Below are 26,876 nucleotides of genomic sequence, written 5' to 3' on the forward strand. Positions count from 1 at the left end.
CTCACTCCTCCTTGACGGTGACGCCGGTGAGGCACTCGACGCCGGTCGCGGGGCCGCGCCAGAAGGCCTTCGCGGCCACGTCACCCTTCTCGCCGGGCCCGACGGTGACGTCGATCTCCTTGCCGGCGACGTCGGACGCGTCGGACGTGCGCACGACGAAGACGGCGACGGTGAAGGTGTGCGGCACGGTGTCGGAGTTCTGCACCGTGCCGGCGAAGTTCCACACGTCGCCGGTCGGCTGGCAGCTCGAGGCGACGAGGCTCGTCGAGGCGTCGAAGAGACCGCCGGCGACCGGGGCCGTCGTGTCGGGCGCGTCGACGGTGGGGGTCTCGGGGGCGATGGTCGGCTGCACCTCGACGCTCACCGTCGGGCCGACCCCGTCGTCCGACGGCGTCGGCTGCCCACAGGCACCGAGGGCGAGCGCGGACGCGAGCGCCACGGCGACCAGCCCGGCCGGCCGCACCGGTGCGCCGCACACGCGCGCTCGCGTCACGGCATACGCCTGCTCGTCTGCAGACCTGGTCACGGTCGGCTCCTCTCGGCATCGCTGTGGCGGGTGGCGGGGCGGTTTCGAGGCCATTGTGCCCCGCGGAGTCAGCCGACGAGGGACCGGGCGGCCACCGCCGCGCCGATGACGACGAGGCCGGCCAGCACGGCGAGGGAGTCGGGCAGCCGCCAGGGCGCCGAACCCGCCCACGAGCGCCGGTGTGCCTCGGCGAAACCCCGCGCATCCATGGCGAGCGCCAGCCCGGCGGCCTGCCCGAGCGCTCCGACGAGCAGCCCGCCGGTGACGGCCACCGCCTCGGCGCCGCGGCGCACCAGACCCCGATCGGCCCGTATGCCGCGCACCCGCCTCGTCGTCATCAGCTCGGTCCAGAGGTCGTCGAAGGACTGCAACCGCTGTAGGGCAGCCGTCGCGGCGACGACGGGACGAGCGGGCAGCCGCAGCCGCTGGGCGAGGTGGTCACCGAGGCGCTCCGGGTCGATGAAGCCGACGACGAAGGCCGACGGCACGATGAGGCAGAGCACGCGCACCGCCGCTCCGGCCGCGATCTCGAGGTCACGTCCGCCGAGCAGCCATGCGGACCAGGCCACCCCCGCGACGGCGACAGCGGCGGGGGCGAGCCGCGCGAGCACGCCGCGCAGCCGTCCCTGCGGCCGACGGCCCGGGCCGGGCGCGATCAGCCCGATGAGGCCCAGAGTGAGCTCCACCCCCAGCACCACGAGGCCCTGTCGCCACGACCCGAGCAGCGCAGGCAGCGGCAGCACGCACAGGGCAGCGACGAGCAGCGCGAGCGGGCCGACTCGGGCGAGCAGTGGTTGGCGCTCGGGCTCGGGGTCAGGTGGTGGCTGCGGTGGGCGCCGCAGCGCGACCTCCCGGTCGGCGCGGGCGACCACGCCCGGGTCGTGGGTGGTGACGAGGACCCCGGCACCTTCGCGGCGGGCGGCCTCGAGGGTGCCCATGACGGCTGCCCAGGTGAGCCGGTCCTGACCGACCGTCGGCTCGTCGGCGAGCACGAGCGCGGGACCGTGCGCGATCGCCGAGGCGACGGCGAGGCGACGTTGCTCGCCGCCGGACAGATGGCGGGGGTCGGTGCCGGCGAGCCTCGTGAGCCCCAGGGTCGCGAGCAGCTCGTCGGCGCGGGTCTCGGCGTCGGCGTCGTCGTGACCGAGGGCGCGGGCCGTCGTCAGCACGTCGTCGCGCACCGTGCGACCGACGACGGCCGTCGCGGCGCGCTGCGGCACCCAGGCGACGACCCGGGCGAGGTCGACCGACGCCCACTCGTGCGGTGGCCGCGAGGTCTCCTCCACCGGTCGACGAGAGCCCTCGCGCGCACGTCCTGTCGCGCCCTCCGGCGAGCCCGACGCGACGGAGCCGTCACCGGCACCGGTCGGGGTGAGGGGCGCTGCCACGGCGACCCGACCGGTGGTCGGTGCGAGCAGGCCCCCGACCGCGGCCATCAGCGTCGTCTTGCCGGCACCGCTCGGTCCGGTGAGGGCCGTGACCTGCCCGGCCACGACGTCGAGGTCGACGCCGGCGACGGCGGTCGTGCTGCGCGAGGTCGAGCCGAGGCGTCTGCTGCGCCGCTCGACCCCGATGTCAATGCCTGCCACGACTGCCTGCCCGGCTGCCACGCTGCCGGCCGCTGCGCGGGGCGCCGCCGTGAGAGCCACCGGCAACGGCTGCGGCTCCGGTGCACCCGGCACCCAGATCCCTTGCTGCACGAGCGAATCCGCGTGGTGGGCCAGCACGTCGTCAGGCCGTCCGTCGGCCACGACGCGACCGTCGAGGTCGAGCACGACGAGACGGTCGACGAGGTCGATCCAGCCGTCGAGCCGGTGCTCCACGACGACGAGCGTCAGGCGGCGACGCTCGACGAGCTCGGCGACCACCTGCCGCACCCCGGCTGCAGTGGTCGCGTCGAGCATCGCGGTCGGCTCGTCGAGGAGCAGCAGCCTGGGCTCCATGACGAGAGCGCCCGCAAGAGCGAGCCGCTGGGCCTCTCCCCCGCTCAGGGTGAGGGGCGAGGCGTCCGGAGGCAGGTCCAGCCCGACCTCGGCGAGCGCCGCGGCGACGCGCGCCGGCATGGCCTCACGAGGCAGGCCGACGTTCTCGAGGCCGAAGGCGACGTCGCGGCCGATCGTCGAGGCGACGACCCCGGCGCCGGGGTCCTGCAGGACGAGGCCCACCGTGCCGGGCCGGTGCTCGGGCTCGCCGTCGAGCGTGACCTCTCCCGCGAGCTCGCCCGAGTCGGCCGTCAGCAGCAGGCCCGCCAGCGCCCTCAGCAGGGTCGACTTGCCCGACCCGCTCGGGCCGGCGAGCAGCACGCGCTCGCCGGCCGCGATGCTCAGGTCGAGCCCGTCGAGGACCGGTCGGGCCCGGCCGTAGGGACGCCACGACAGGCCGGCGACCTCGACCCGTGCCCCCGCGGGACCGGCCTGGGGCGGCCGGCTCGCGGGGGCGGCGGGTGCTGGGCGGTCGGGGCGCGCGAGGTCGGGGCGCGCGAGGTCGACGCGCCCCTCGACCTCGTGCACCGGCTCGGTCATGCCGGGCTCAGACGGCCGCGCGCTCGCGCGCCTCCTGGCCGGGCGGGAAGGCGGACAACGCGCCCGCGTTCGCGAGCAGCTTCGTCAGGCCCACCGCGAGCAGCGAGCCGAAGATCGCCACCGACCCGCCGAGCAGGAAGAGGTAGGTGATCTTGTAGCCGAAGCCCCAGTCGGTCCAGTAGGAGTACCACTCGTAGACGGCCTCGAAGGCCCCGCCGAGGAAGCCGCCGACGAGCAGCGGGGCCCAGCTGTAGACGGCATACCCGAAGAGCGCGAAGCCGAGCTCGACGCCCAGCCCCTGCAGCAGCCCCGAGACGAGCGTCGTGAGGCCCCACTGGGTGCCGATGAGCGCCGACACGATCGCTGCGAGCAGCTCGGTGAAGACGGCGGCGCCGGGGCGGCGGATGACGAGCATGCCGACGATGCCGGCCACGAGCCACGGCCAGGCGAAGAGGGCGCTGAGCGGCGGGAACGCGGCCGACACCGCGGCCGAGGGGGCCTCGTAGGCGAGGCCCCACGCCCAGTAGGCGACGCCGAACGCGACGCCGAGGAAGGCGCAGGTGAGCAGGTCGATGGTGCGCCAGCGGGTCAGTGGACCGCTGGCGGTGATGGTGGTGGACATGACGATCTCCCGGGTTCCGATGGATACCTCGGGGAGGGCACCGGACGGCATACGTCGACGCGTGTCGATGGCGTATGCCGAGTGGTGACCTGAGAAAATCCCGACTTCCTTCGCCGGTGCTAACCGGAGCAGGTTCGAGGGTCTGCGGACTGTCGTCGACGTGGTGTCGACCGCCGCACTCTCAGCGCTAGAGGGCGCTCCCCTGTCGTGATGGGTGGGTGGTGCTCTTCAGTTGTGAAGGTGACTTTACCTCCCTCGCATGGCACAGTCACAGCATGGCTGCGAAGGACGCGAAGAAGGCGATCACCAAGGGCAAGAAGGCTGCCGAGGAGAAGGTGGTGCCGCACCGCAGCGCCGCCGGGGGTGTCGTCTGGAAGGTCCTCAGCGTCGGGTCGACCATCATCGCGACGAAGCTCGCCACCGACGCAGCGCAGAAGGGCTGGAAGATCGCGACCGGACGCAACGTGCCGGTCAAGGGCGACTTCGAGCGCGAGCGCACCCGCGACGTCATCCTCTTCACCGCGCTGTCGTCGATGCTCGTCTCGGCCGCCCGGGTCGCGGTCGAGCGCGGCGCCGCGAGCTACTACCGCAACAGCTCGGGCCACCTGCCGAAGCGCCTCGAGGACGACAAGCTGACGCCGACCGACAAGAAGGCGCACGCCAAGGTCGCCAAGGCCAAGCGCAAGTCCGAGCGGGCCCTCAAGAAGGCCATCGACAAGGCCACCCCCTGAGTCGGGGCTGACGGGCGGGGCTGAGCGCGCGCCTGACCGGCGGGCCGGCTCAGCGGTCAGGCGGGCTGCGCGCGCCGCCTGCCCCACCGTCGTGCCGCCTTGTGTGCCGCGTCGGCGGCCAGGACCGCGGGCACGACGAGCAGCGCCATCGCCCACCCGGCGAGGTCGGGCATCGAGCCGCCGAGCACGGCGGCGAGGGCCGGCCACCCGAGGATGACGACGAGGAACGCGAGCTCGACGCCGACCGCCCAGAGCAGCAGGCGGTTGCCCCGCAGCGACCACGCCCCGACCCTGCGGCTCGCGCTGCGGCACGCGAACGCGTTGGCCAGCTGCCCGAGCACGACGGTCGCGAAGGCGCCACCCGACGCCAGGGCCAGCAGCTCGGCCCCGGGGACCGTGCCGTAGACCCACCCGCCGTGCACGAGCACGGCGATGAAGACCCCCATCTCGACGACGGCCTCGGCGGGGCCGAGCACGAGGAAGGCCCGCCGCATGAGCACCCCGTCGACGAGCGCGCCCTGGTGGAGCGGCCCCGCCATCACCCGCTCGCTCGCGGGCTCGGCGCCGAGGGCGAGGGCGGGCAGCAAGTCGGTGCCGATGTCGAGGGCGAGGATCTGGAGCACGGAGAGTGCGAGCGGCACGTGCCCCAGGGTCAGCGACCACACCACGAAGGGCGTGAGCTCCGCGAGGACGGCCCTGCCGTGCACGCACTCGACGGCCGAGCGGGCCAGCTCGGTGGCCGCGACCACTGCCGCGGCCCCGCCGGTGCGCTGCCCGGTCGGCTCGTAGCCACGACCCGCCACGCGCACCGTGCCCGCGGGCGTCCACACCTCGACGACGTTCATCTCGTTGCGGGTCAGCGTGCCCGTCTTGTCGGTGCAGATGAAGGTCGTCGACCCGAGCGTCTCGACGGCCTCGAGGCGCCGCACGAGCGCGTGCCGGCCGGCCATGAGCTGGGTCGCCCGGGCGAGCGACAGGGTGACGGTCGGCAGCAGACCCTCGGGGACGAGCGCCACCGTCACGCCCACCGCGAAGAGGAAGCCGAAGGCCGGCTCGACCCCGAGCAGCAGGGACACCCCGAAGGCCACCACGCCCGTGGCCACGGCGAGGACGGCCACGACGGTGACGATGCGGTGTAGCTGCACCGAGAGCGGGCTGGGCGGGCGGCGAGCCGCCCTCGTCAGCGCTGCGATCTCCGCCAGCCGCGTGCGCCCTCCGGTCGCGGTCACGGTGCCCCGGCCCACCCCCTCGACGACGAAGGTGCCCGCGCGCAGCACGGCGCCGAGCTCGGGCCTCGATGTGACGCTCTCGCCGGTGAGCATCGACTCGTCGACAGCCACGGACACGGCCCGGTCGAGGCGCAGGTCGGCACTGATCCGGTCGCCGGCCTCGAGCAGCACGACGTCGTCGACGACGAGATCGGTGGCGGACACCTCGACGACCGCGCCGTCACGCACCACCCGCGCCCGGGGCGGCAGGAGGTCAGCGAGGCGCGCGCCCGCCCGCTCGGCACGGTGTTCCTGGGCGAAGGCGAAGACCCCGTTGAGCACGACGACCACGGCGATCGCGACCGTCAGCTGCGGCATACCGGCGACGAGTGCCAGCCCGGCCGCCACCCAGAGCACGATCGCGAAGAAGTGCACCAGCTGGAGGCCGAGCTGCACGAGTGCCGAGGGCGCGCGCGGCGTCGGCATGACGTTGGGCCCGTCGCGCTCCAGCCGCTGCACGACCTCGGATGCGCTCAGGCCGCCGGCCGCCACCACGGCGGGTCCGGCCGGGGCCGCGCGCTCCATGGGCCACCTCCTGCGCTCCTCCGCGCTCGCTCTCCACGCTACGCGCGGTCCGCGGGCGCGCAGAGGGACCTTCGGCACTACGCGTCGGACGCCGCCGCGGCCGACGATGCAAGGAGGCGAGGCCGCCGCACGGTGCGCCCGGCCCGTCTCGCGTGACCGGAGGAGCCATGACCATCATCGAGAGGACGACGAGCGCCCCGCTCGTCGTCGAGCTGCACGAGGGAGACCGGTCGATGGCCGGGCTGCTCGGGGGCAAGGGCGCGGGCCTGGCAGAGATGACCCGGCTCGGGCTGCCGGTGCCGCCCGGCTTCATCGTGACGACCGAGGCCTGCCGCGCCTACCTGACGAGCGGCGGCGAGCCCGACGGCCTGTGGACCCGGGTCGAGGAGGAGCTCGGCTCCCTCGAGGAGCGCACCGGCCTGCGCCTGGGCGACCCGCTGCACCCGCTCCTGCTCTCGGTGCGCTCCGGGGCCCGCTTCTCGATGCCTGGCATGATGGAGACGATCCTCGACATCGGCATGACCGACGAGGTCGCCGCCGCGCTCTCACGCCGGGGCGAGGCGCACTTCGCCTGGGACTGCTACCGCCGGCTCGCGCAGATGTATGGCCGCACGGTGCTCGGGGTCGACGGCACGCTCTTCGACGACCAGCTGACGGCGATGCGCCGCGCGGTCGGCGTGGAGACCGACGCCGAGCTCGACGCCTCCTCCCTCAAGCGGCTCACGAACGGCTTCCGCGCGATCATCCGCGAGCGGACCGGCCACGACGTCCCCCAGGATGCCCGCGAGCAGCTGCACGCAGCCGTGCTCGCGGTCTTCGGCTCCTGGAACGGCGACCGGGCCCGGCTCTACCGCCGCCACGAGGGCATCGCCGACGACCTCGGCACCGCCGTCAACGTCGTGCAGATGGTCTTCGGCAACCGGGGCGAGCACTCCGGCAGCGGGGTGTGTTTCACACGCGACCCCGTGACCGGAGCCCCCGGGGCCTTCGGGGACTACTTGCCCGACGCCCAGGGTGAGGACGTCGTCAGCGGGGTGCGCAGCCCGCTCGACCTCTCCGAGCTGCAACGCCGTGACCCTGAGCTGCACCGGCAGCTGAGCGAGCACCTGCGCACCCTCGAGACGCACTACCGAGATCTCTGCGACGTGGAGTTCACCGTTGAGCGGGGTCGGTTGTGGATCCTGCAGACGCGGCTCGGCAAGCGCAGCCCCGCCGCCGCCTTCCGCATCGCAGCGGCCCTCGTCGACGACGGGGTCATCGACCTCGACGAGGCCCTGACCCGCGTCGACGGCACGCAGCTGCAGACCCTGCTCCACCCGACCTTCACCCGCGACGGATCGGCCGCGACACTGGCCCACGGCCTCGCGGCGAGCCCCGGCGCGGCCTCCGGTCAGCTCGTGCTCGAGGCCGCCACGGCCGTCGAGCGCGCCGCCCTCGGCCACCGGGTCGTGCTGGCACGTCCGGAGACGAGCCCCGACGACTTCGGCGGGCTCGTCGCGGCCCGGGCGGTCATCACCGCCCGCGGCGGGCTCACCTCGCACGCAGCCGTCGTCGCCCGCGGCCTCGGTCGCACCTGCGTCACCGGGGTCGAGGGGCTCGTCATCGACCTCGATGCCCGGACCGCGACGTTCCCCGGGGGGCGGGTCGTCCGCGAGGGGTCGCTCCTGTCGGTCGACGGCACGACCGGTGACATCTTCGAGGGCCAGCGCGACATCGAGCAGAGCCCCGTGGCGACGGCGATCCAGGGCGATGCGCCCTCGGACGCCGACCCCGTCGTCGACGCCGTGCTGAGGCTGCTCGCCCACGCCGATCAGCGTCGCCGTCTCAAGGTGCTCGCCAACGCAGAAATCCCCGAGGAGGCCCGCGCCGCAAGGCGATTCGGCGCGGAAGGCATTGGCCTGTGCCGCACCGAGCACATGCTGCTCGGTGCGCGTCGAGAGCTCGTCGAGCGCCTCGTGCTCGACGACGACCGAGCGGGCGCGCTGGCCGAGATCGAGGATCTCGCCCTGCGCGGGCTCACCGCGCTGCTCGTCGAGATGGAGGGCCTGCCCGTCGTCGTGAGACTGCTGGACCCGCCGCTGCACGAGTTCCTGCCCGACCTCGTCGACCTGTCGGTGCGCGCTGCCCTCGAGACCGAGCGCGGCACCGAGGACCCAGCGACGACCCGGCGGCTTGCTGCGGTGCGCCGGTGGCACGAGTCCAACCCGATGCTCGGGCTGCGCGGCGTGCGCCTGCTGACCGTCCTGCCCCAGATCATCGACGTGCAGGTCCGCGCCCTCGCCGAGGCGACCCTTCGGCTGCGGGCCGAGGGCCGCACGGTGCGTCCCGAGCTCATGGTGCCGCTCGTGGCCGAGGTCGGAGAGCTCGTCGCGGCGCGTGGACGCATCGATCGCGTCATCACCGAGGTCGCGCGGGCGCACGGCACGGAGCTGCACCTGCCGGTCGGCGTCATGGTGGAGCTGCCTCGCGCGGCCCTCACCGCGGCCGCGCTCGCTGCCGAGGCCGACTTCTTCTCCTTCGGCACCAACGACCTGACCCAGACCACGTGGGGCATGTCGCGCGACGACGCGGAGGCCGGCTTCCTCACCGCCTACCGGCAGACCGGCATCCTCACGTCGAACCCGTTCGAGACCCTCGACGAGGTCGGAGTCGGGGCGCTGGTCCGGATGGCGGCCGACGACGGTCGCCGCGCGCGGCCGTCCCTCGGGCTCGGCGCCTGCGGGGAGCACGCCGGCGACCCCGGGTCCACCGCGTTCTTCCACGCGGCCGGTGTCGACTACCTCTCGTGCTCGCCCCCACGGATCCCCGTCGTCCGCCTCCAGGCCGGACGCGAGGCCGTGCTCGCGGAGGGGCGCACGGCCACGGCTGACACGCGCTGAGGCGCCGGCGGGGGCGCTCCCCGCCGTTGGCTCTCATGGTGCTCCACCCAGCGGAGCAGCATGTGAGGCGCCAACCAGGTGCCGCCCGCCCCCGACTCACACCCTGCTCCGCCCAGCGGAGCAGGGTGTGAGGCACCGTCGGGCTCCTCGGGCGCCGTCAGGGATTCTCAGGCATCGTCAGGTCCCTCCGGTATGCCGTCCTTGCCACCCCCGGGGTCGCCGTCCGTCCCGCAAATGCTGGCTACTCGAGCTGGTGGCCACCCGACGTGGTGACTGCTCGGGGCGTCACGCGTCCCCGGGGGGCTCGGCCCTGCGGTGCGTCGCGGCATACACGGCGGCCTGCGTGCGGCGCTCCATGCCCATCTTCGACAGCACGGTCGACACGTAGTTCTTCACCGTCTTCTCGGCGAGGCCCAGGTGCTCGCCGATCTGGCGGTTGGTCAGTCCGTCGGCGATGAGGTCGAGGATGCGGCGCTCTGTCGGCGACAGCGAGCGCAGCCGGGGATCGGTCTCGGCGCGCGCCGACCAGCCGGCCCGCAGGGCCTGCACCTGAGGCTGGTCGGTCAGGTCGTCGCCACCCGCAACCCGGCGAATGGCCTCGACAATGCCCTCGCCTGACAGCGCCTTGAGCAGGTAGCCGGAGGCTCCGGCGAGCACCGAGGCGACGAGGGCTCGCTCGTCGTCGTAGGACGTGAGGATGAGCACGCGGATGCTCGGGTCGACCGACCGGATGTCGCGGCACACGTCGATGCCCGACCCGTCGGGCAGGCGCGCGTCGAGCACCGCCACGTCGGGGCGCAAGGCCGGGATGTGCCGGGTCGCCTCGGCGGCCGAGCCGGACTCCCCGACGATGACGAGGTCTCCGGTCGCCTCGATGAGGTCGCGCAGTCCGCGTCGCACGATCTCATGGTCGTCGAGGAGGAAGACCCTGATGCTCATCGGCCCCTCCTGTCGTCGGCGCTCACCGGGGTGGGCACGTGCCAGTGGAGGCGCGTGCCGCCGCGCTCACCCGGCTCCAGGGTCAGTGTGCCCCCTGCGGCCTGGGCCCGGGCACCGAGGTTGACCAGCCCGCTCCGTGCCTCGTGGCCCTCGGTGCCCAACCCGTCGTCGACGACCTCGACGTCGACGTCGCGCCCCACCGACACCCGGACCCGCGCGGCGGAGGCGTGCGCGTGCCGGGCCACATTGGCCAGTCCCTCGCGCACGACCGCCTCGACATCGGCGCGCAGGGCCGGGGCGAGGGTGTCGGGCCAGGCCCCCTCGAAGCTCACCTGGGGGGCGAAACCCAGGCTCACGGCATACGACTCGGCGATCGCGGCCACCCTGGCGGGGAGACCTGCCGAGGTCGGCGGCGCGTGAAGCCCGAAGATCGCCTGGCGGATCTCGGTGATCGCGCTGTCGAGCTCGGCCACGGCGGCGTTGAGGCGCGACTGGACGACCGGGTGCTGCGCCAGGGGCGCTGTCGACTGCAGGGAGAGCCCGGTCGCGAAGAGCCGCTGGACGACGTTGTCGTGCATGTCTCGCGCGATGCGCTCGCGGTCCTCGAGCAGGGCGATGTGGGCCCGGTCGAGATGGGAGCGCGCGGCGGTCAGCGCCACACCCGCCTGCAGGGCGAAGGCCACCTGGTCGGGCACCGCGTCCTCGGCCACGAGCTCCTCCTCCGGCCTCCAGCCGGTGAGGAGCAGGCCGACGGAGGCCGGCCCGGCGGTGAGCGGCACCACTGCGACGGGAGCCTGCTCGTCGAGCCCCAGCAGTCGGCGGGCCTCGATGGCCGGGAGGGCGCGCGGGTCAGGGGTTCCGCCCGGCACGTGGAGGAGCGGCTGGCGGTCTGCGAGGGCGTCGTGCCAGCACGCCCCCTGCAGGAGGGCCCCCCGCAGCTCACTGCCGTCGGCTGCGCTACGTCCGAGGTCGTCGGCGACACGGCAGGCGGCTCGCACCTCGAGCCGCCCGGCCGTGTCGGGGAGCACGACCGCGACGGCCCGGGCCGCGCTGCTCTCGAGCACCTGGCGCGCCATCAGCTCGAGAGAGGCCTCCTCGTCGTCGGCCTCGAGCAGCGACTGGGCGAGCTCGCTCGACGCCCGTGACCACCGCTGCCGGGTCTGGCTGCGCTCGTAGAGCCGGGCGTTGTCGATGGCGACGGCCGCCGCGGCGGCGAGGGAGACCACGAGGGCCTCGTCGTCCTCGGTGAAGTCCGAGCCGTCCTGCTTCTCGGTCAGGTAGAGGTTGCCGAAGACGTGCTGGCGCAGCCGGATCGGCACCCCGAGGAAGCTGTGCATCACGGGATGGTGCTCGGGGAAGCCCGCCGAGTCGGGGTGCGCCGTGAGGTCGTGCAGCCGTTGCGGCTGCGGGTCGCGCAGGAGCAGGCCGAGCACGCCCCGGCCGGTCGGCGGCGACCCGAGGCGCTGCCGCTCCTCGTCACTCAGGCCGTGGGTGAAGAAGGCCGAGAGCCGGCGACCGTCAGGGCCCACCACGCCCAGCGCGCCGTATCTCGCACCGACGAGCTCACACGCAGCCCTGGTGATCCGGTGGAGCACGCCGGCCAGGTCGAGATCGGCACTGAAGGGAACCACCGCATCGAGCAGGGACCTGAGGTCAGGCTGCTCCATGCTCCGATCCTAGGCAGCGGGGCGGGGCGGCCGACCCGAACGGCCCGAACGGCCTGCAGGCCCCGCACGGCACGGCCCGGAGCGGCCCGGAGCGGTCGGGGGTCGGCGGGCCGGACCAGCACCGGGACCTTGGACTCTGCTGGAGCGGCCTCGGGGATGCTCCGATGGAAGGGTCGCGGGAGCCCCGGACCACCACGCACCGGCCCGTCCCGGCCCCTTCCGGTCCGGCCGACGGCCCGCGCAGACCGAGGGAGGCCATCATGCGTGCACGAGTAGGAGACCGGATCATCCTGGCGGCCGAGCACATCGACCAGCCCACGAGGGACGGCGAGGTGCTCGAGGTCAGGGGCGACGACGGCGGGCCGCCCTACCTCGTCCGGTGGAGCGACGGGCACACCGGACTCATCTTCCCCGGCCCGGGCACGGTGCTGCGGCTCGGGGCACCGGACGACACCGCAGCCCTGGCGCACGACGGCCCACCCCGGGAGGGAGGGCACTCCGATCACGTCAGCTATGTGCGGGAGTGGACCGTGCGGGTGTCGATCCTCGAGTCGGGTGACGACACCCAGGCGAGCGTCGTGCTGCTCGCCGACGCACCGGGGCCGCTGTCGGCACGAGGCGAGAGCCACCGCTCGGTCGGCGACGACCCCGTGTCCACGATCGGCGACGAGGTCGCCGTCGCCCGAGCCCTGCGCCACCTCGCCGACCGTCTCGTCGAGACGGCCGAGCACGCGATCGAGGCCCGCACGGGCGAGGAGGCTCACGTCCGCCGGACGTGAGCCCGCAGCGACAGGAGGCCTGCCATGAGCTCCGCCACCGAGGCCCACACGCGGGCGCCCGCCCTGACCTTCTACGGGGCGGCCGGCACCGTGACGGGCAGCAAGTTCCTCATCGAGAGCGACGCCGGTCGCCTGCTCGTCGACTGCGGTCTCTACCAGGGCGAGAAGCGCTGGCGCGAGCGCAACTGGGAGGACTTCCCGGTGCCCCCCGACACCATCGACGCGGTGGCCCTGACGCACGCGCACCTCGACCACTGCGGCTACCTGCCGGCACTCGTGCGCGGCGGCTTCGCGGGGCTGTGGTGACGACCGCCGGCACGGCAGCGCTCGCCGCCGTGATCCTGCGGGACAGCGCGCGCCTGCAGGAGGAGGAAGCGGAGGAGGCGCGCCGCGGCGGGTGGTCGCGGCACGACCCTCCGCTGCCCCTCTACGACGTCGCCGACGCCGAGCGCGCCATTGCTGCCCTACAGCCGCTGCGACCGCCCGTCACTCACGGCGGCGCGGGCAGTGCGGGCTCAGGCCAGGCGAGCTCGGGTGCCGCCGGCCTCGCCGACCAGAGGGTACGCGTGGGGCGGGGTGCGGGGGCCGAGGTGACCTTCGCGCGGGCCGGGCACATCCTCGGCTCCTCGAGCGTGCTCGTCGAGACCGGCGGCGCCAGCGTGCTCTTCTCCGGCGACCTCGGCCGGCCCGACCACCCGGTGCTCCTGCCGCGCGCGACGCCGCCGGCCGCCCACACCGTCGTCATCGAGTCGACCTACGGCGACCGGGCACACCCCGAGGTCGACCCGGACCACCACGTCATGGCGGGCGCGATCCGCCGCACGATCGGGCGTGGCGGGAGCGTCGTCATCCCCGCCTTCGCCGTCGACCGCACCGAGATCGTCCTGCTCGCGATTGCCGACCTCGTCGAGAGGCGGCTCATCCCCGACGTGCCGGTGTGGGTCGACAGCCCGATGGCCTTGGCCGCGCTCGACATCTACCGCGATCCGGCGCACGCGGCCGAGGTGCGCCCCGAGGCCCTCGAACGGCTGCGCCGCCTGCACGGTCTGCGTTCGGCCCACACAGCGGAGGAGTCGATGCGGCTCAACACCCCCGGCACGCCGTGCATCATCGTGTCGGCCTCGGGCATGGCGACCGGTGGCCGGGTCATCCACCACCTGCGCCATCTCCTGCCGCAGGCCCGCAACGCCGTGCTGCTCACCGGCTACCAGGCCGTCGGCACCCGCGGACGCCACCTCCAGGAGGGCGCCCGAGAGGTCAAGATCGCCGGCCACTACGTGCCGGTGCGCGCCGAGATCGTCACCCTCGACGACTTCTCGGTGCATGCCGACGCCGACGAGCTGCTCACCTGGCTGGGCGACCTGCCCCAGCCGCCCGAGACGGTGCACGTCGTCCATGGGGAGCCGGCGGCCGCACAGGCCCTCGCGGACGGCATACGCAAGGAGTTCGACTGTGCCGTGTCCGTGCCGCGCTACGGCGAGCGGGTGCTGCTCGACTGACGATCGACCGGGCCGACGGCCTGTGCAGCCGGCCCTCGACGTGGTGTCCTAGAACCGGACCCTGTTCTGGAGGAGGTGTGCCATGGAGGCACGGGTGGGTGACCGCATCACGATGGCGGGCGAGCACGTAGGCCAGCGCCCGCGAGAGGGCACGATCCGGGAGGTCAAGGGGGAGGCCGGCGGGCCGCCCTACGTCGTGGAGTGGGCCGACGGCCACACCGGGCTGATCCATCCCGGACCGGGGTCGGTGCTGCGCTGCGAGCACGTCGACGCGGCGGAGCCGACCGGGGGCTGACGCCCTGGCCCACACGATCGCTGCCGACCCTCGGGCGACCGTCAGAGCTCGAGCGCGTGCACGATCGGCACCCCGGCGCGGTAGGCCAGGTGCAGGTGGCTCGGTCCGTCGATGACGGCGAGCTCGGCCGGCTGACCCGGCGCGATGCGGCGGTCGAGGCCGAGCGAGCGCGCCGACACCGCGGTCGCGGCGTGGAGCGCCTCGGCCGGGGTCATGCCCATCTCGCGGACCGCGAGGGCGATGGCGAAGGGCATCGAGGACGAGTAGCAGGTGCCGGGGTTGCAGTCGCTCGCCAGCGCGACGTCGACGCCGGCATCGATGAGGTGCCGGGCGTCGGGGTAGGGGGAGCGCGTCGAGAACTCCACTCCCGGTAGGAGGGTCGCCACCGTCGTGCCGCTCGCGGCGACGAGGGCCTCGACGTCGGCGTCGTCGAGGTAGGTGCAGTGGTCGACGCTGCGGGCCCCGAGCTCGCAGGCGAGCCGAACGCCGGGGCCGTGGCCGAGCTGGTTGCCGTGCACGCGCAGGGCGAGGCCCGCCGACCGTCCGGCCTCGAGGATCGAGCGCGCCTCGTCGCCGTCGAAGGCGTGCGCGGAGTGCGGCTCGCAGAAGACGTCGATGCTCTCGGCGAGGGCTGGTCCGCCTGCGTCGACGACGGCGTCGAGCATCGGACCGATGACGAGATCGACGTATGCCGTCCGGTCGGTCGCGTGCTCGCGTGGCACGACGTGGGCGCCGAGGAAGGTTGTGTGAGAAGTGAACTCACGCGCGATGCGGAGCGAGCGCAGCTCGTCCGCGACGGTGAGGCCGTAGCCGCTCTTGATCTCGACGGTGGTGGTGCCCTGGGCCCGCATCTCGGCGACCCGGCCCGCCACGAGGTCTCGCAGCTCGTCGTCGGAGGCCGCACGCGTCGCCGCCACCGAGACCGCGATGCCGCCCCCGTCATAGGGCGTGCCGGTCATGCGGGCGGCGAACTCGGCCGAGCGGTCGCCGGCGAAGACGAGGTGGGTGTGCGAGTCGACGAAGCCGGGGATGACGGCGCGACCGGTGAGGTCGCGCCGCTCGTCGGCGGCGGGCGCATCGGCGGCGCGACCGACCCACTCGACGACGGCGTCCGGCCCGCGGCCGGAGACGACGAGGGCTGCGTCGCGCACGATCCCGAGCAGCCGGTCGCCGGGGTCCGAGCCCGCGTCGGCGCTGCGCGCGGGGTCGTTGGTCGTCAGCTCCGCGATGCCCGTGACGAGGATGCTCACGAGTGCACGCCTCCGGCGACCCGCTCGATGGAGAGGCCGAGCAGTCGACCCACGTCACCGATGCGGTGCCGGCCGTCGCTGACGACGACCTCGCCGCCCACGACGACGGTCGACACGTCCGAGGCGACACAGGAGTAGATGATCTGGTCGGGGGCCGAGCCGGCCGTGTTGACGGTGTCGGTGCGCACCGTGACGAAGTCGGCGAGGGCCCCCTTCGAGAGATGGCCGCCGTCCGACCAGCCGAGCGCCCGGTAGCCGTTGAAGGAGGCCGCCAGGAGGAGGTCGTTGGCCGAGAAGCGGTCTCGCTCGTTGGTGACGAGACGCTCGTGCATCTCGACACCGCGCAGCTCGACGAAGGGGTCGATGATGACGTTCTGGTCGGAGCCGAGCGAGATCGGGCTGCCGGCGTCGTGCAGGGCACGGCTGGGGCCGATGCCATCGGCGAGGTCGCGCTCGGTGGTCGGGCAGATGCAGGCGCCCGTGCCCGTGCCGCCGAGCAGCTCGATGTCGTGCTCCGTGAGGTGGGTGGCGTGGATGCTCGTCAGGTTGCTGCCGAGCGCGCCGGCCTCGTCGAGCAGCTCGGTCGGGGTGTGGCCGTAGAACATCTGGCAGGCGTGGTTCTCACCGTGCTGCTCAGAAAGGTGCACGTGCAGCGGGAGCGACCCCGCCGCTGCGACGACCTGGGGCAGGTCCTCGCGGCGGACCGCCCGCACGGAGTGGATCGCCGCGCCGAGGCGCACACGGTCGGTCTCGGCCGGCCGGGCCGCCATGCGCTCGGCCCACGCGTCGACGGTGCCGTCGCTGAAGCGACGCTGGCCCGGGTGCAGCTCGACGTGGCCGCCACCGTTGAGGCCACCCTCGAGGTAGCACGTGTCGAGCAGCGTGAGCCGGATGCCCGCCTCGTCGGCGGCCTGGCGCACGGCGAGGCCCATCGCGTTGGGGTCGCGGTAGGGCCGGCCGCCCGGGCGGTGGTGCACGTAGTGGAACTCGCCGACCACGGTGAAGCCCGCCTGCACCATCTCGGCGAAGACCGCTCGGGCGAGGGCGAAGTAGGTGTCGGGGTTGAGCTGCTCGGCGGCGGCATACATCTGCTCGCGCCAGCTCCAGAAGTTGCCACCACCGCCGTTGACGCGGCCGCGGAGGGCCCGGTGGAAGGCGTGGCTGTGGGCATTGGCCATGCCCGGCAGGGTGACCCCTGCGAGCCGCACGTCGTCGGGCTCCGCGTCGGCCCCGACGAGGACCTCCTTGAGCAGGCCGTCCTGCGTGACCAGTCGGACCCGGCGAGCGAATCCGCCTGTGAGCCAAGCGCTCTCGCACCAGTAGGCGGTCATCTGGCGTCCTTCATGTGGTCGGCGTCCTTCCGGGTGCAGAGGTCGGTCACGACGGCCGTCAGGGCCGCCACCCCATGGTGGCAGTCGTCGGGTGTCGCGGCCTCATCCGGCGAGTGTGAGACACCTGTGGGGTTGCGCACGAAGATCATGGCTGCCGGAATGCCATGCGCCGCAAGGATCCCCGCATCATGCCCCGCACCCGTGCCAAGCAGCGGCGCGTCGGGCAGGATGCGGCTCAGCCGGCTCACGAGCCCGGCGTCGAAGTCGGTCGTCGGCGTCCACGACTCCTCGCGCACGGTGCCGCCGAGGCGTTCGGCGTCGGCCGTGACGGCCTCGACGGTGGCCCGGACTGACGCCGCGCTGCGCCCACGGGCGTCGAGCCAGGCCGTGACGTGGCTCGCGATCGCGTTGACGCCTCCCGGCTGCACGTGCACCTTGCCGACGGTGGCGACGCAGCCGAGCCCCACGGCATACGACCGCGTGGCGTGCACGACGTCGGCGAGCGAGAGCATCGCGTCACGACGGTCCTCGATGCGGGTCGTGCCCGCATGGTTGGCCTCGCCCGGCAGGTCGACCCGCCAGCGGCCGTGCGGCCAGATGTCGGTGCCGATGGCGACGGCTCGGGAGTCGTCGCCTAGGTCCTCGGTGCCGTCGGGTGCGAGGGCCAGGGCCTTGCCCTGCTCGACGTGCAGCTCGACGATGCGACCGATCCGGCCGACCGACTCGGGGTCGGGGCCGAGCGAGTCGGGGTCGCGACCGGCGGCGCGCCAGGCCTCGGCCATCGTGACGCCGTCGAGGTCGGTGAGCGAGCGGGCCCGGTCGGCGTCGAGCGCGCCGGTGATGATGCGGGAGCCGGCGCAGGCCACGCCGAAGCGCGCGCCCTCCTCGTCGACGAAGTTGACGACACCGAGCGGCACGTCGGGCTCGAGACCACGAGCGCGCAGGTCGTCGACGACGGCCAGCGCGCTGACCACGCCCAGGGGCCCGTCGAAGGCCCCGCCGTCGGGCACGGAGTCGAGGTGCGAGCCGATGACGACGCCCGGGGTCGTGTCGGGGTCACCCCACCAGGCCCACTGGTTGCCCGCACGGTCCTCGACGACGTCGAGGCCACGGGCCGCGCACTCTCCCGCGAACCATTCACGCAGGTCGTGGTCGGTGCGGGTCCAGGCGTAGCGGCGGTAGCCACCCGTCTCGGATGCCCGCCCGACGGGCTCGAGCTCGGCCCACATCCGGTCGAAGGGGGCAGTCACGACGATCTCCGCTCCTCGCGCCGGCGTGCTGCGCCGACGACGTAACTAGGCTGGCTGACATGGACTCTGGCGACCCTGACCGCGACGACACCGCCGAGCGTAGTGACTCGGACGCCATCCGCACCCCGGCAGTCGACGCCGTGCGCGAGGCGGGAATCCCGCACGCGGTGACCCGCCACGGTCGGGTCGGCAGTCTCGAGGAGGCCGCCGCCGCCCGAGGCATCGAGCCGCGCGACCTCATCAAGACGCTCGTGGTGCGCCGCTCCGAGGACGATCACGTCTTCGTCCTCGTGCCCGGCGACCGCACCTTCTCGTGGGCCAAGGTGCGGGCGCTGCTCGGCACCAACCGCATCTCGATGCCCGATGCCGACACGGCCAGGGCGGTCACGGGCTACGAGCGCGGCACCATCACGCCCTTCGGCTCGGCGACGCCCCTGCCGGTGATCGCCGACAGCCACCTCGTCGGTCGCCGCATCTCGATCGGCGGCGGCGACCACGGCGTCGGCCTCACGGTGCAGGGCGATGACGTCATCCGGCTCTTCGACGCGACCGTCGCCGACATCTCCGACGAGGAGACCGGCAAGGGCTGACCTCCCCGTGGCCGCCGCCCGGAGCCTCGGGAGCGGCCGACGCCGAGAGGGGCCGTGGTCTGTGGCGCACGCCCACCCAGCGAGGGCGCACACTGGGCCCATGGGAAGAGCTGCGCTGCCGACGAAACCGTGCGACCGCTGTGGGCGTGTCATCACGTGGCGCAAGGCGTGGGAGCGTGACTGGGAGTCGGTGCGGTGGTGCTCCGACAACTGCCGCAAGCACGGCCTCACCCAGGTCGACCTCCAGCTGCAGGACTCCCTCGAGGCGCTGCTCGACGCGCGCGCCACCACAGCATCGGTGTGCCCGTCCGAGGCCGCCCGGGCCGTGGGTGGCGAGGACTGGGAGGGCCTCATGGAGCCCGCTCGGATGGCCGCCCGGCGGCTGGTCGCAGCCGGCGTCGCCCAGATCACCCAGGGCGGGCAGGTCATCGACCCGAGCCACGTCAAGGGACCGATCCGGGTGCGCCGCCCCCGCTGACCCCGCCCACCCCCACGCCCCGATCGAAAGAGCAGTTCGTCCACGTCGCGCGCCCGCGGAGCGGACGCACCTGCCGGACGGATTGCGCTTTCGATCGGGGCCGGGGCGGCACACGGCATACGGGCTCTCAGCCCTCCTGCATCGGGATGCGGACGCCGCGCTCGTGCGCGACCCGGTCGGCGATGTCGTAGCCCGCGTCGACGTGCCGGATGACGCCCATGCCCGGGTCGTTGGTGAGCACACGGGCCAGCTTCTGCGCCGCGAGGTCGGTGCCGTCGGCGAGCGAGACCTGCCCGGCGTGCAGGCTGCGGCCGATGCCGACGCCTCCGCCGTGGTGGATCGACACCCAGCTGGCGCCTGAGCTCGTGTTGACGAGCGCGTTGAGCAGGGGCCAGTCGGCGATGGCGTCGGAGCCGTCGGCCATGGCCTCGGTCTCGCGGTAGGGGCTCGCGACCGAGCCGCTGTCGAGGTGGTCGCGACCGATGACGATGGGGGCCGAGAGCTCGCCCGTGCGCACCATCTCGTTGAACTTCAGGCCGGCCTTGTCGCGCTCGCCGTAGCCGAGCCAGCAGATGCGGGCCGGCAGGCCCTGAAAGGCGATCCGGTCCTGCGCACCACGGATCCACTTGTGCAGGCGGTCGTTGTCGGGGAAGAGCTCGAGCACGGCCTTGTCGGTCGCCGCGATGTCACGCGGGTCGCCCGAGAGCGCCGCCCAGCGGAAGGGGCCCTTGCCCTCGCAGAAGAGCGGACGGATGTAGGCGGGCACGAAGCCGGGGAACTCGAAGGCGCGGTCATAGCCGCCCTGGCGGGCCTCGTCGCGGATCGAGTTGCCGTAGTCGAAGACCTCGGCGCCGGCGTCCTGGAACTCGACCATGGCCTTGACGTGCTTGGCCATCGAGGCGCGGGCGCGGTCGGTGAAGTCCTCGGGCTTCTTCTCGGCGAGCTCGGCCCAGTCCTCGAGCGCGACGCCCTCGGGGAGGTAGCTGAGGGGGTCGTGCGCCGACGTCTGGTCGGTGACGATATCGATGTCGACGCCGCGACGGAGCAGCTCGGGGAAGACCTCGGCGGCGTTGCCGACGACACCGACCGACCAGCCGCGCCGTTCGCGCTTGGCGGCGAGCGCCTTGTCGATGGCGTCGTCGAGGTTGTCGGCCACCTCGTCGAGGTAGCGGTGCTCGACCCGCCGGTGCAGGCGCGCCGGGTCGACGTCGACGATGAGGCAGGCACCCTCGTTCATGGTGACGGCGAGCGGCTGCGCGCCGCCCATGCCGCCGCAGCCGCCGGTCAGGGTGAGCGTGCCGGCGAGCGTGCCGTTGAAGCGCTTCTCGGCGACCGCGGCGAAGGTCTCGTAGGTGCCCTGGACGATGCCCTGGGTGCCGATGTAGATCCACGACCCGGCGGTCATCTGGCCGTACATCGTCAGGCCCAGGTGCTCGAGCCGGCGGAACTCCGGCCACGTGGCCCAGTCGCCGACGAGGTTGCTGTTGGCGATGAGCACGCGCGGGGCCCACTCGTGCGTCTGCATGACGCCGACGGGGCGCCCCGACTGCACGAGCATCGTCTCGTCCTGCTTGAGGGTCGTCAGGGTGCGCACCATCGCGTCGAACGACTTCCAGTCACGGGCCGCCCGGCCGGTGCCGCCGTAGACGACGAGGTCGTCGGGTCGCTCGGCGTTCTCGGGGTCGAGGTTGTTCATGAGCATCCGCAGGGGGGCCTCGGTGGCCCACGACTGCGCGGTCAGCTGCGTGCCGCGGGCCGCGCGGACGGGTCGTGCACCTTCCATGTCAGTTCCCTTCTCGTTCAGTCAATTTCCAACGATGTATGCCGTGAGCCCGGCTCCTCGGGTCTCGTCCCCTCACCCGTCGAGTGGCCACTTCGTGTCGCCTTGCCTGGTCGAGAGGCCACTTCGTGCCGCCTCATTTGGCCACTCGACGGGGTGGGAGCGACCACGACTGGCCTCTCGACGGGCTAGTTGAGGGGGCCGGTGACGGACTCGGCCGCCGTGACGACGGCGCGGTCCTGCACCGCCCGCCAGGCCCCCTCGATGTCGGGGGCGAGGAAGCGGTCGGGCCCGGGGGTCACGTCGGTGTGTTTGCCGAGCGCACCGATGACGGCCGCCGTTGCCGCCGCCGGCTTCAGCGGAGCGCGCAGCTGTATGCCGCGTGCTGCCGTCAGCAGCTCGATGGCGAGCACCCGACTCAGCGCGTCGACGGAACGGCGCAGCTTGCGGGCCCCGGACCAGCCCATCGAGACGTGGTCCTCCTGCATGGCCGAGCTCGGGATCGAGTCGACCGACGCGGGCACCGCGAGGCGCTTGAGCTCGGAGACCATGGCGGCTTGGGTGTACTGCGCGATCATCAGGCCCGAGTCGACACCCGGGTCGTCGGCGAGGAAGGGCGGCAGTCCGTGGTTGCGGGCCTTGTCGAGGAAGCGGTCGGTGCGCCGCTCGGACATGGAGGCGACGTCGGCCGCGACGATCGCAAGGAAGTCGAGCACGTAGGCGACGGGGGCGCCGTGGAAGTTGCCGTTGGACTCGACCCGCCCGTCGAGGGTGACGACGGGGTTGTCGACGGCCGAGGCGAGCTCGGCCGCGGCGACCCGCGCGGCGTGGTCGACGGTGTCGCGCGCGCCGCCGTGCACCTGGGGCGCGCAGCGCAACGAGTAGGCGTCCTGCACGCGCGTGTCCTCGTCGTTGTCGTGCGAGGCGCGGATCGGCGACCCGGCGAGCAGGCTGCGGATGTTGGCAGCCGAGAGGGCCTGGCCGGGCTGGGGCCGCAGCGCCTGCAGGTCCGCGGCGAAGACGTCGTCGCTGCCCATCAGGCCCTCGACGCTCATCGCGGCGGAGATGTCGGCGACGCGAAGCAGGTGGCGCAGGTCGTCGATGGCGAGCACGAGCATGCCGAGCATGCCGTCAGTGCCGTTGATGAGGGCCAGGCCCTCCTTCTCGGCGAGCTGGACCGGCTCGATCCCGTTGTCGCGCATGGCAGTTGCCGCATCGGTGAGGGTGCCGTCGGCGAGGCGCACGGGCCCCTCACCCATGACGGCGAGCGCGCAGTGCGACAGCGGCGCGAGGTCGCCGGAGCAGCCGAGCGAGCCGTACTCGTGCACGACGGGGGTGATGCCGGCACTGAGCAACGCGGCATACACCCGGGCCGTCTCGAGGCGCACGCCAGTGCGCCCGGTGGCCAGCGTCGAGAGGCGCAGGAGCATGAGGGCGCGCACGACCTCGCGCTCCACCTCGGGGCCGGTGCCGGCGGCGTGCGAGCGCACGAGCGAGCGCTGCAGCTGGGCGCGCAGGGCCGTCGGGATGTGCCGCGTCGCGAGGGCACCGAAGCCGGTGGAGACGCCGTAGTGGGGCACGGTGTCGTGGGCCAGCGCCTCGACGACCTCACGGCTGCGGGCGATCTCGGCCTCTGCCTGCTCCGAGATCTCGACGGCCGCGTCGTGCCGCGCGACGGCGATGATCTCCTCCACGGCGAGGGGCCCGACGCCCACTGTCACGGTGGCCCGACGCTGCGTCACGGGGTGCGTTGCGTTCATGTCTCCATGGAAGCGCCCCTGCACTGGTGCGCGGGACCACGAGGGAGCACAATCGTCTCAGATGCGAGACGTCAGCCCCCTGGTGCGGACGAGAGGTGGTCACCGATGTCCAACGCGCCCGCCGCGGCCCACGCCCTCGACGTGCTCGAGCACCTGTCGCGCCATGCCGAGCCGGTGCCCGCGGCGTCGATCGCCCGCGACCTCGGCCTCCCCCGCAGCTCGGTCTACCACCTGCTCAAGGTGCTGCACGCGCGCGGCTACGTCACGCACTACGTCGAGGAGCGGCGCTTCGGCCTCGGTCAGTCCGCCTACGAGCTGGGCTCGGCCTACCAGCGCCAGGCACCGCTCGCGCGCGTCGCCCGGGCGGCGATGCGCCGGCTCGTCGACCAGGTCGGACGCAACGCCCACTTCGCCACCCTCGACGGGCGCGACGTCATCTACCTCCTCGAGGAGCGGGCGGCGGGCCAGCCGATGCTCGTCACCGACGTCGGGGTGCGCCTGCCCGCGCACCTCACCGCCAGCGGGCTGGCGATGCTCTCGGCGCTGCCGGCGAGCCAGGTGCGCGCCCTCTATCCCGACCGGGCGAGCTTCGTGCAGCGACACGGCACCGGTCCGCGGTCGCTGCCCGAGCTGCGCAGCCTGCTCACCCGGGTGCGCACCGGCGGCCATGCCCTCGAGGAGGGCACGGTGACCCCCGATCTCTCGTCGGTGGCCGTGCCGGTGCTCGACCGAGCCGGGCGGCCGCTCGCCGCCATCGCCGTCACCCTCCGCACCGACGACGCGTCACCCGAGCACGTCGACGAGCTCGTGACGCGGGTGCGGACGACCGCGGCCGAGATCGCCCGGCGACTCAGCCCGGCGGCCACCCGGGCGTGACACGGGAGGTGACCGGGACGTGACCGGGCGTCACCAGACGTCACCAGACGTGCGGGTGCCCGAATTCTGCGCGACAGCAGACTCGCCCGTCTCCTAGGGTGCGCCCATGAACGTCTTCCTCATCGGTGGCGGCTGGTCCGACGAGCTCGCGCCCGAGATCTACGGCGGCTTCATCGAGGCGGCGGCGGAGGTCAGCCCGGCCCCGCGTCCACGCATACTGCTCGTGCTCATGGGCACCGACGAGGAGTCCCTCGACTACCACGAGCGCTACCTCCGCAAGCTCGAGCTCGTCGGTGGCCACGACCTCGAGGTCGTGCGCGTGCCCGAGGGCTCACCGCTCGACCCGGCGGTCGTCGAGCGCCTCGACGCGGTCGACGGCCTCTTCGTCGGCGGAGGGCCCACCCCGGAGTACCACGCGTCGATCGCGGCGGCATACGCCCGCATCCGCTCGCGCGTCAGCGAGGGGATGGCTTATGCGGGCTTCTCGGCCGGGGCCGCCATCGCGGGCAGCCACGCCGTCATCGGCGGCTGGCGCGTCGACGGGGTGCCGGTCTGCCCGGAGGACAGCAACGAGGAGCTCGACGCGGTCACCGTGGTCCAGGGCATCGGCCTCGTGCCGGGCGCTGTCGACGTGCACGCGGCCCAGTGGGGCAACCTCTCGCGCCTCGTCGCGGTCGTCGAGGCAGGGCTGGCTCCCCACGGCGTCGCCATCGACGAGGACACGACGCTCGCACCGGGCGGGCGCGTGCTCGGCGCGGGGCGGGTCTGGCGCGCGACGCGCGGCGCCACCGGGGAGGTGTTCGTCACCGCGACGGGTCGCTCTGCATAGGCTCGCTCCATGCGCGCGATCACGATCCCCGAGCCGGGCGGCCCCGACGCCCTCGTGCTCGACGAGGTCCCTGCCCCCGAGCCGGCTGCCGGCGAGGTGCTCATCGACGTGGCGGCCGCCGGAGTCAACCGGGCCGACGTCATGCAGCGCCTCGGCCACTACCCGCCTCCGCCCGGGGCGTCGGAGCTCCCCGGCCTCGAGGTGAGCGGGCGCGTCATCGCCGTCGGTGACGACGTGCAGCAGTGGCAGCCCGGCGACGAGGTGTGCGCGCTCCTCGACGGCGGTGGCTACGCCGAGCGCGTCGTCGCCCCGGCCGGTCAGGTGCTGCCCGTGCCGCGGGGCGTCTCCCTCGTCGACGCCGCAGGCCTGCCCGAGGTGGCGGCCACGGTGTGGTCCAACGTCTTCCTCGTCGCCAACATCCAGCCGGGCCAGGTGCTCCTCGTGCACGGCGGCAGCTCCGGCATCGGCACGATGGCCATCCAGCTCGCCAAGGCCGTCGGCGCCCGGGTCGCCGTGACGGCCGGCACCCGCGACAAGCTCGACTACTGCGCCTCGCTCGGGGCCGACATCCTCGTCAACTACCGCGAGGAGGACTTCGTCGAGAGCGTGCGAGAGCAGACGGGCGGCCACGGCGCCGACGTCATCCTCGACAACATGGGCGCGAAGTACCTCGCTCGCAACGTCGACCTGCTCGCCCCCGGCGGACGTCTCGTCACGATCGGCCTCATGGGTGGGCGCAAGGCGGAGCTCGACCTCGGCAGGCTCCTCGCCAAGCGCGGCGCCGTCATCGCGACGTCCCTCCGGTCGCGCCCGCCGATGGAGAAGGCCGCGATCGTCGCCGCCGTGCGCGAGCACGTGTGGCCGCTGCTCGAGGCGGGTCAGGTGCGGCCGGTCATCCACTCGCGACACCCGCTCGAGCACGCCGCCGAGGCGCACCGCGAGCTGGAGGCCTCCGGCCACATCGGCAAGATCCTGCTCACCACCTGACCGTCCGCCGGGCCTTCCCCTTCTGCCTCAGGGGTATGCCGTCCGGCTGGCCGGGCGGGCTCCGTGACGGGACGATCCGGCCGTGTCGGACTCGTCCGGTGACGCGTGAGCCCGACCGGCGTACCGTCGATCGATGGACCACTTCGGTCGAAGCGGCCCCCGAGGTCAACGGGAGGTTCACGGTGTTCATCCAGGTCATCCAGGGTCGGTGCAATGACGCCGACGCCCTCCACCGGCAGATGGACCGGTGGCGCGAGGAGCTCGAGCCGAGCGCGACGGGCTGGCTCGGCGGGACCTACGGCGTCACGGACGACGGCGAGTTCGTCGGTGTCGTCCGTTTCGACTCACGGGCCTCGGCCGAGGCCAACTCGATGCGGCCCGAGCAGGGCGCGTGGTGGGAGGAGACCTCGCGCCTCTTCGACGGTGAGGTGAGCTTCCACGACTGCGACGACGTCACGATGATGCTCGACGGCGGCAGTGACGACGCAGGCTTCGTCCAGGTCATCCAGGGCCGGCTCAGCGACCCCGAGCAGTTCCGTCACCTCATGGAGGGGCCGATGGACATGCTCCACGAGGCCCGGCCCGACATCATCGGCGGCACCATCGCGATCGACCCCGACGGCTTCTTCACGCAGACGATGTCGTTCCGCACCGAGGCCGACGCACGAGCGGGCGAGCAGAAGGTCCCACCGCCCGAGGCGCAGGCCGAGATGGACGAGATGATGGCGCTCATGAGCGACGTCAGCTACCACGACCTCCACCACCCGTGGTTCGCCACGGCCGGAGCACGCTGAGCGGGCCCCCAGGTCCCCCGGTCCCCCGGACGCTTGACCGCTCCCGTGGGGCAGGATGGGAGGCATGACCTCCGACGAGCAGCAGGCAACCGGCCGACCCGAGCAGCAGGCTCCCGACGACGCGCGCGTCGTCGTCGTCATGCCCAACGGGATGGGCGTCGCCTCGTCCGAGGGCACGCGTCGTGACGACGAAAGGCCCGAGGGCTCCTCCCAGGAGCACGAGCGGACCAACCCGGCCGACCTCGTCGAGGAGCCGGCCAAGGTGATGCGCATCGGGTCGATGATCAAGCAGCTCCTCGAGGAGGTGCGCAACGCGCCCCTCGACGATGCCGGACGCCGCCGCCTCGCCGAGATCCACCATCGCTCGATCGACGAGCTGAAGGGCGGTCTCGCCCCCGAGCTCGTCTCGGAGCTCGACCGCATCGCGCTGCCCTTCGGCGACGACTCGCCGAGCGACGCCGAGCTGCGCATCGCCCAGGCGCAGCTCGTCGGCTGGCTCGAGGGCCTCTTCCACGGCATCCAGACCGCTCTCGTCGCCCAACAGATGGCGGCCCAGCAGCAGCTCCAGCAGATGCGGGCGCTGCCGCCCGGCCCCGGCGCCTCCTACGGCACCCCGCCCGGCATGCACCCCGACGCGGACGGACAGGGCCACGCCGGCGGACCCACGGGCCAGTACCTCTGACCCGTGGGGCCCGCGCT

Annotated in this window: 24 protein-coding genes and 1 riboswitch; of the genes, 13 read left to right on the top strand and 11 right to left on the bottom strand. The window is 73.4% G+C overall.

Annotation, left to right across the window (positions count from 1 at the left end; genetic code table 11):
- Position 1: 1 nt before the first annotated feature.
- The 3 genes from LG278_RS18940 to LG278_RS18950 all read right to left on the bottom strand — a co-directional run bounded on the left by LG278_RS18940 (position 2) and on the right by LG278_RS18950 (position 3,670).
- Positions 2 to 526, bottom strand: a complete 525-nt coding sequence (locus LG278_RS18940; RefSeq protein WP_404389146.1) for a hypothetical protein — start codon at positions 524 to 526, stop codon at positions 2 to 4.
- Between the two features lie 68 nt (positions 527 to 594).
- Positions 595 to 3,048 carry an ATP-binding cassette domain-containing protein gene (locus LG278_RS18945; RefSeq protein WP_404389147.1) on the bottom strand — a complete coding sequence of 818 codons (2,454 nt, stop codon included), beginning with the start codon at positions 3,046 to 3,048 and terminating at the stop codon, positions 595 to 597.
- A 7-nt stretch (positions 3,049 to 3,055) separates the two neighbouring features.
- Complete coding sequence (locus LG278_RS18950; protein ID WP_404389149.1) at positions 3,056 to 3,670, bottom strand: ECF transporter S component; 615 nt, start codon at positions 3,668 to 3,670, stop codon at positions 3,056 to 3,058.
- Between the two features lie 88 nt (positions 3,671 to 3,758).
- Positions 3,759 to 3,884, bottom strand: a riboswitch (TPP riboswitch).
- Positions 3,885 to 3,945: 61 nt separating this feature from the next.
- Here LG278_RS18950 and LG278_RS18955 point away from each other — a divergent pair.
- A complete protein-coding gene (locus LG278_RS18955; protein WP_404389151.1) occupies positions 3,946 to 4,401 on the top strand; it encodes a DUF4235 domain-containing protein in 456 nt (151 codons plus the stop codon).
- Positions 4,402 to 4,457: 56 nt separating this feature from the next.
- Here LG278_RS18955 and LG278_RS18960 read toward each other — a convergent pair whose 3' ends face one another.
- Positions 4,458 to 6,194 carry an HAD-IC family P-type ATPase gene (locus LG278_RS18960; protein WP_404389153.1) on the bottom strand — a complete coding sequence of 579 codons (1,737 nt, stop codon included), beginning with the start codon at positions 6,192 to 6,194 and terminating at the stop codon, positions 4,458 to 4,460.
- Between the two features lie 167 nt (positions 6,195 to 6,361).
- Here LG278_RS18960 and ppdK point away from each other — a divergent pair, with 167 nt between their 5' ends.
- Entirely contained in the window at positions 6,362 to 9,073 is a 2,712-nt protein-coding gene (gene ppdK, locus LG278_RS18965) for a pyruvate, phosphate dikinase (RefSeq protein WP_404389154.1), read from the top strand.
- Between the two features lie 285 nt (positions 9,074 to 9,358).
- Here the strand turns inward: ppdK and LG278_RS18970 are convergent, their stop codons facing one another.
- Together LG278_RS18970 and LG278_RS18975 are read right to left on the bottom strand one after the other, a co-directional pair.
- Complete coding sequence (locus LG278_RS18970; protein ID WP_404389155.1) at positions 9,359 to 10,012, bottom strand: response regulator; 654 nt, start codon at positions 10,010 to 10,012, stop codon at positions 9,359 to 9,361.
- Positions 10,009 to 11,679 (bottom strand): GAF domain-containing protein, encoded by a 1,671-nt coding sequence (locus LG278_RS18975; protein WP_404389157.1) that lies wholly within the window; start codon positions 11,677 to 11,679, stop codon positions 10,009 to 10,011. The genes LG278_RS18970 and LG278_RS18975 overlap by 4 nt, the downstream gene beginning before the upstream one ends.
- Positions 11,680 to 11,939: 260 nt before the next feature.
- Between LG278_RS18975 and LG278_RS18980 the strand changes: the two genes are divergently transcribed.
- From LG278_RS18980 to LG278_RS18995, 4 genes are all read left to right on the top strand, one after another.
- The gene (locus tag LG278_RS18980; RefSeq protein WP_404389159.1) at positions 11,940 to 12,458 is read left to right on the top strand and encodes a DUF1918 domain-containing protein; all 519 of its coding nucleotides are present in this window, start codon (positions 11,940 to 11,942) and stop codon (positions 12,456 to 12,458) included.
- A 24-nt stretch (positions 12,459 to 12,482) separates the two neighbouring features.
- Positions 12,483 to 12,764 carry an MBL fold metallo-hydrolase gene (locus tag LG278_RS18985; RefSeq protein ID WP_404389161.1) on the top strand — a complete coding sequence of 94 codons (282 nt, stop codon included), beginning with the start codon at positions 12,483 to 12,485 and terminating at the stop codon, positions 12,762 to 12,764.
- Entirely contained in the window at positions 12,761 to 13,957 is a 1,197-nt protein-coding gene (locus LG278_RS18990) for an MBL fold metallo-hydrolase RNA specificity domain-containing protein (protein ID WP_404389163.1), read from the top strand. The genes LG278_RS18985 and LG278_RS18990 overlap by 4 nt, the downstream gene beginning before the upstream one ends.
- A gap of 82 nt (positions 13,958 to 14,039) precedes the next feature.
- Positions 14,040 to 14,252, top strand: a complete 213-nt coding sequence (locus tag LG278_RS18995; RefSeq protein ID WP_404389164.1) for a DUF1918 domain-containing protein — start codon at positions 14,040 to 14,042, stop codon at positions 14,250 to 14,252.
- Positions 14,253 to 14,293: 41 nt separating this feature from the next.
- Here LG278_RS18995 and hutI read toward each other — a convergent pair whose 3' ends face one another.
- From hutI to LG278_RS19010, 3 genes are read right to left on the bottom strand one after another with little or no spacing between them, the layout of a single operon-like run.
- Entirely contained in the window at positions 14,294 to 15,502 is a 1,209-nt protein-coding gene (gene hutI, locus LG278_RS19000) for an imidazolonepropionase (RefSeq protein WP_404389165.1), read from the bottom strand.
- Positions 15,499 to 16,833 (bottom strand): formimidoylglutamate deiminase, encoded by a 1,335-nt coding sequence (locus LG278_RS19005; protein WP_404389166.1) that lies wholly within the window; start codon positions 16,831 to 16,833, stop codon positions 15,499 to 15,501. The genes hutI and LG278_RS19005 overlap by 4 nt, the downstream gene beginning before the upstream one ends.
- Positions 16,830 to 18,062, bottom strand: a complete 1,233-nt coding sequence (locus LG278_RS19010; protein WP_404393714.1) for an allantoate amidohydrolase — start codon at positions 18,060 to 18,062, stop codon at positions 16,830 to 16,832. Before LG278_RS19010 ends, LG278_RS19005 begins: the two co-directional genes overlap by 4 nt.
- A gap of 80 nt (positions 18,063 to 18,142) precedes the next feature.
- On the opposite strand from LG278_RS19010, the gene LG278_RS19015 reads away from it, so the two are divergent.
- Positions 18,143 to 18,673 carry an aminoacyl-tRNA deacylase gene (locus LG278_RS19015; RefSeq protein WP_404389167.1) on the top strand — a complete coding sequence of 177 codons (531 nt, stop codon included), beginning with the start codon at positions 18,143 to 18,145 and terminating at the stop codon, positions 18,671 to 18,673.
- A 100-nt stretch (positions 18,674 to 18,773) separates the two neighbouring features.
- Positions 18,774 to 19,151: a DUF2256 and DUF3253 domain-containing protein gene (locus LG278_RS19020; RefSeq protein ID WP_404389168.1), complete on the top strand. Its 378-nt coding sequence runs from the start codon at positions 18,774 to 18,776 to the stop codon at positions 19,149 to 19,151.
- Positions 19,152 to 19,278: 127 nt separating this feature from the next.
- Here LG278_RS19020 and hutU read toward each other — a convergent pair whose 3' ends face one another.
- Positions 19,279 to 20,934, bottom strand: coding sequence for a urocanate hydratase (hutU, locus tag LG278_RS19025; RefSeq protein ID WP_404389169.1), 1,656 nt, complete (start codon positions 20,932 to 20,934; stop codon positions 19,279 to 19,281).
- 185 nt (positions 20,935 to 21,119) lie between these two features.
- A complete protein-coding gene (gene hutH, locus LG278_RS19030; RefSeq protein WP_404389170.1) occupies positions 21,120 to 22,691 on the bottom strand; it encodes a histidine ammonia-lyase in 1,572 nt (523 codons plus the stop codon).
- 105 nt (positions 22,692 to 22,796) lie between these two features.
- On the opposite strand from hutH, the gene LG278_RS19035 reads away from it, so the two are divergent.
- The 5 genes from LG278_RS19035 to LG278_RS19055 all read left to right on the top strand — a co-directional run bounded on the left by LG278_RS19035 (position 22,797) and on the right by LG278_RS19055 (position 26,859).
- Complete coding sequence (locus LG278_RS19035; RefSeq protein ID WP_404389171.1) at positions 22,797 to 23,567, top strand: IclR family transcriptional regulator; 771 nt, start codon at positions 22,797 to 22,799, stop codon at positions 23,565 to 23,567.
- 106 nt (positions 23,568 to 23,673) lie between these two features.
- Complete coding sequence (locus tag LG278_RS19040) at positions 23,674 to 24,396, top strand: Type 1 glutamine amidotransferase-like domain-containing protein (RefSeq protein ID WP_404389172.1); 723 nt, start codon at positions 23,674 to 23,676, stop codon at positions 24,394 to 24,396.
- Positions 24,397 to 24,405: 9 nt separating this feature from the next.
- A complete protein-coding gene (locus LG278_RS19045; protein WP_404389173.1) occupies positions 24,406 to 25,383 on the top strand; it encodes an NAD(P)H-quinone oxidoreductase in 978 nt (325 codons plus the stop codon).
- A 182-nt stretch (positions 25,384 to 25,565) separates the two neighbouring features.
- Entirely contained in the window at positions 25,566 to 26,177 is a 612-nt protein-coding gene (locus tag LG278_RS19050; RefSeq protein WP_404389174.1) for a hypothetical protein, read from the top strand.
- Between the two features lie 64 nt (positions 26,178 to 26,241).
- Entirely contained in the window at positions 26,242 to 26,859 is a 618-nt protein-coding gene (locus LG278_RS19055) for a bacterial proteasome activator family protein (RefSeq protein ID WP_404389175.1), read from the top strand.
- The last annotated feature ends 17 nt before the right edge of the window (positions 26,860 to 26,876 follow it).

This window comes from Humibacillus xanthopallidus, from assembly GCF_044793955.1.
GTDB lineage: Bacteria > Actinomycetota > Actinomycetes > Actinomycetales > Dermatophilaceae > Humibacillus > Humibacillus xanthopallidus_C.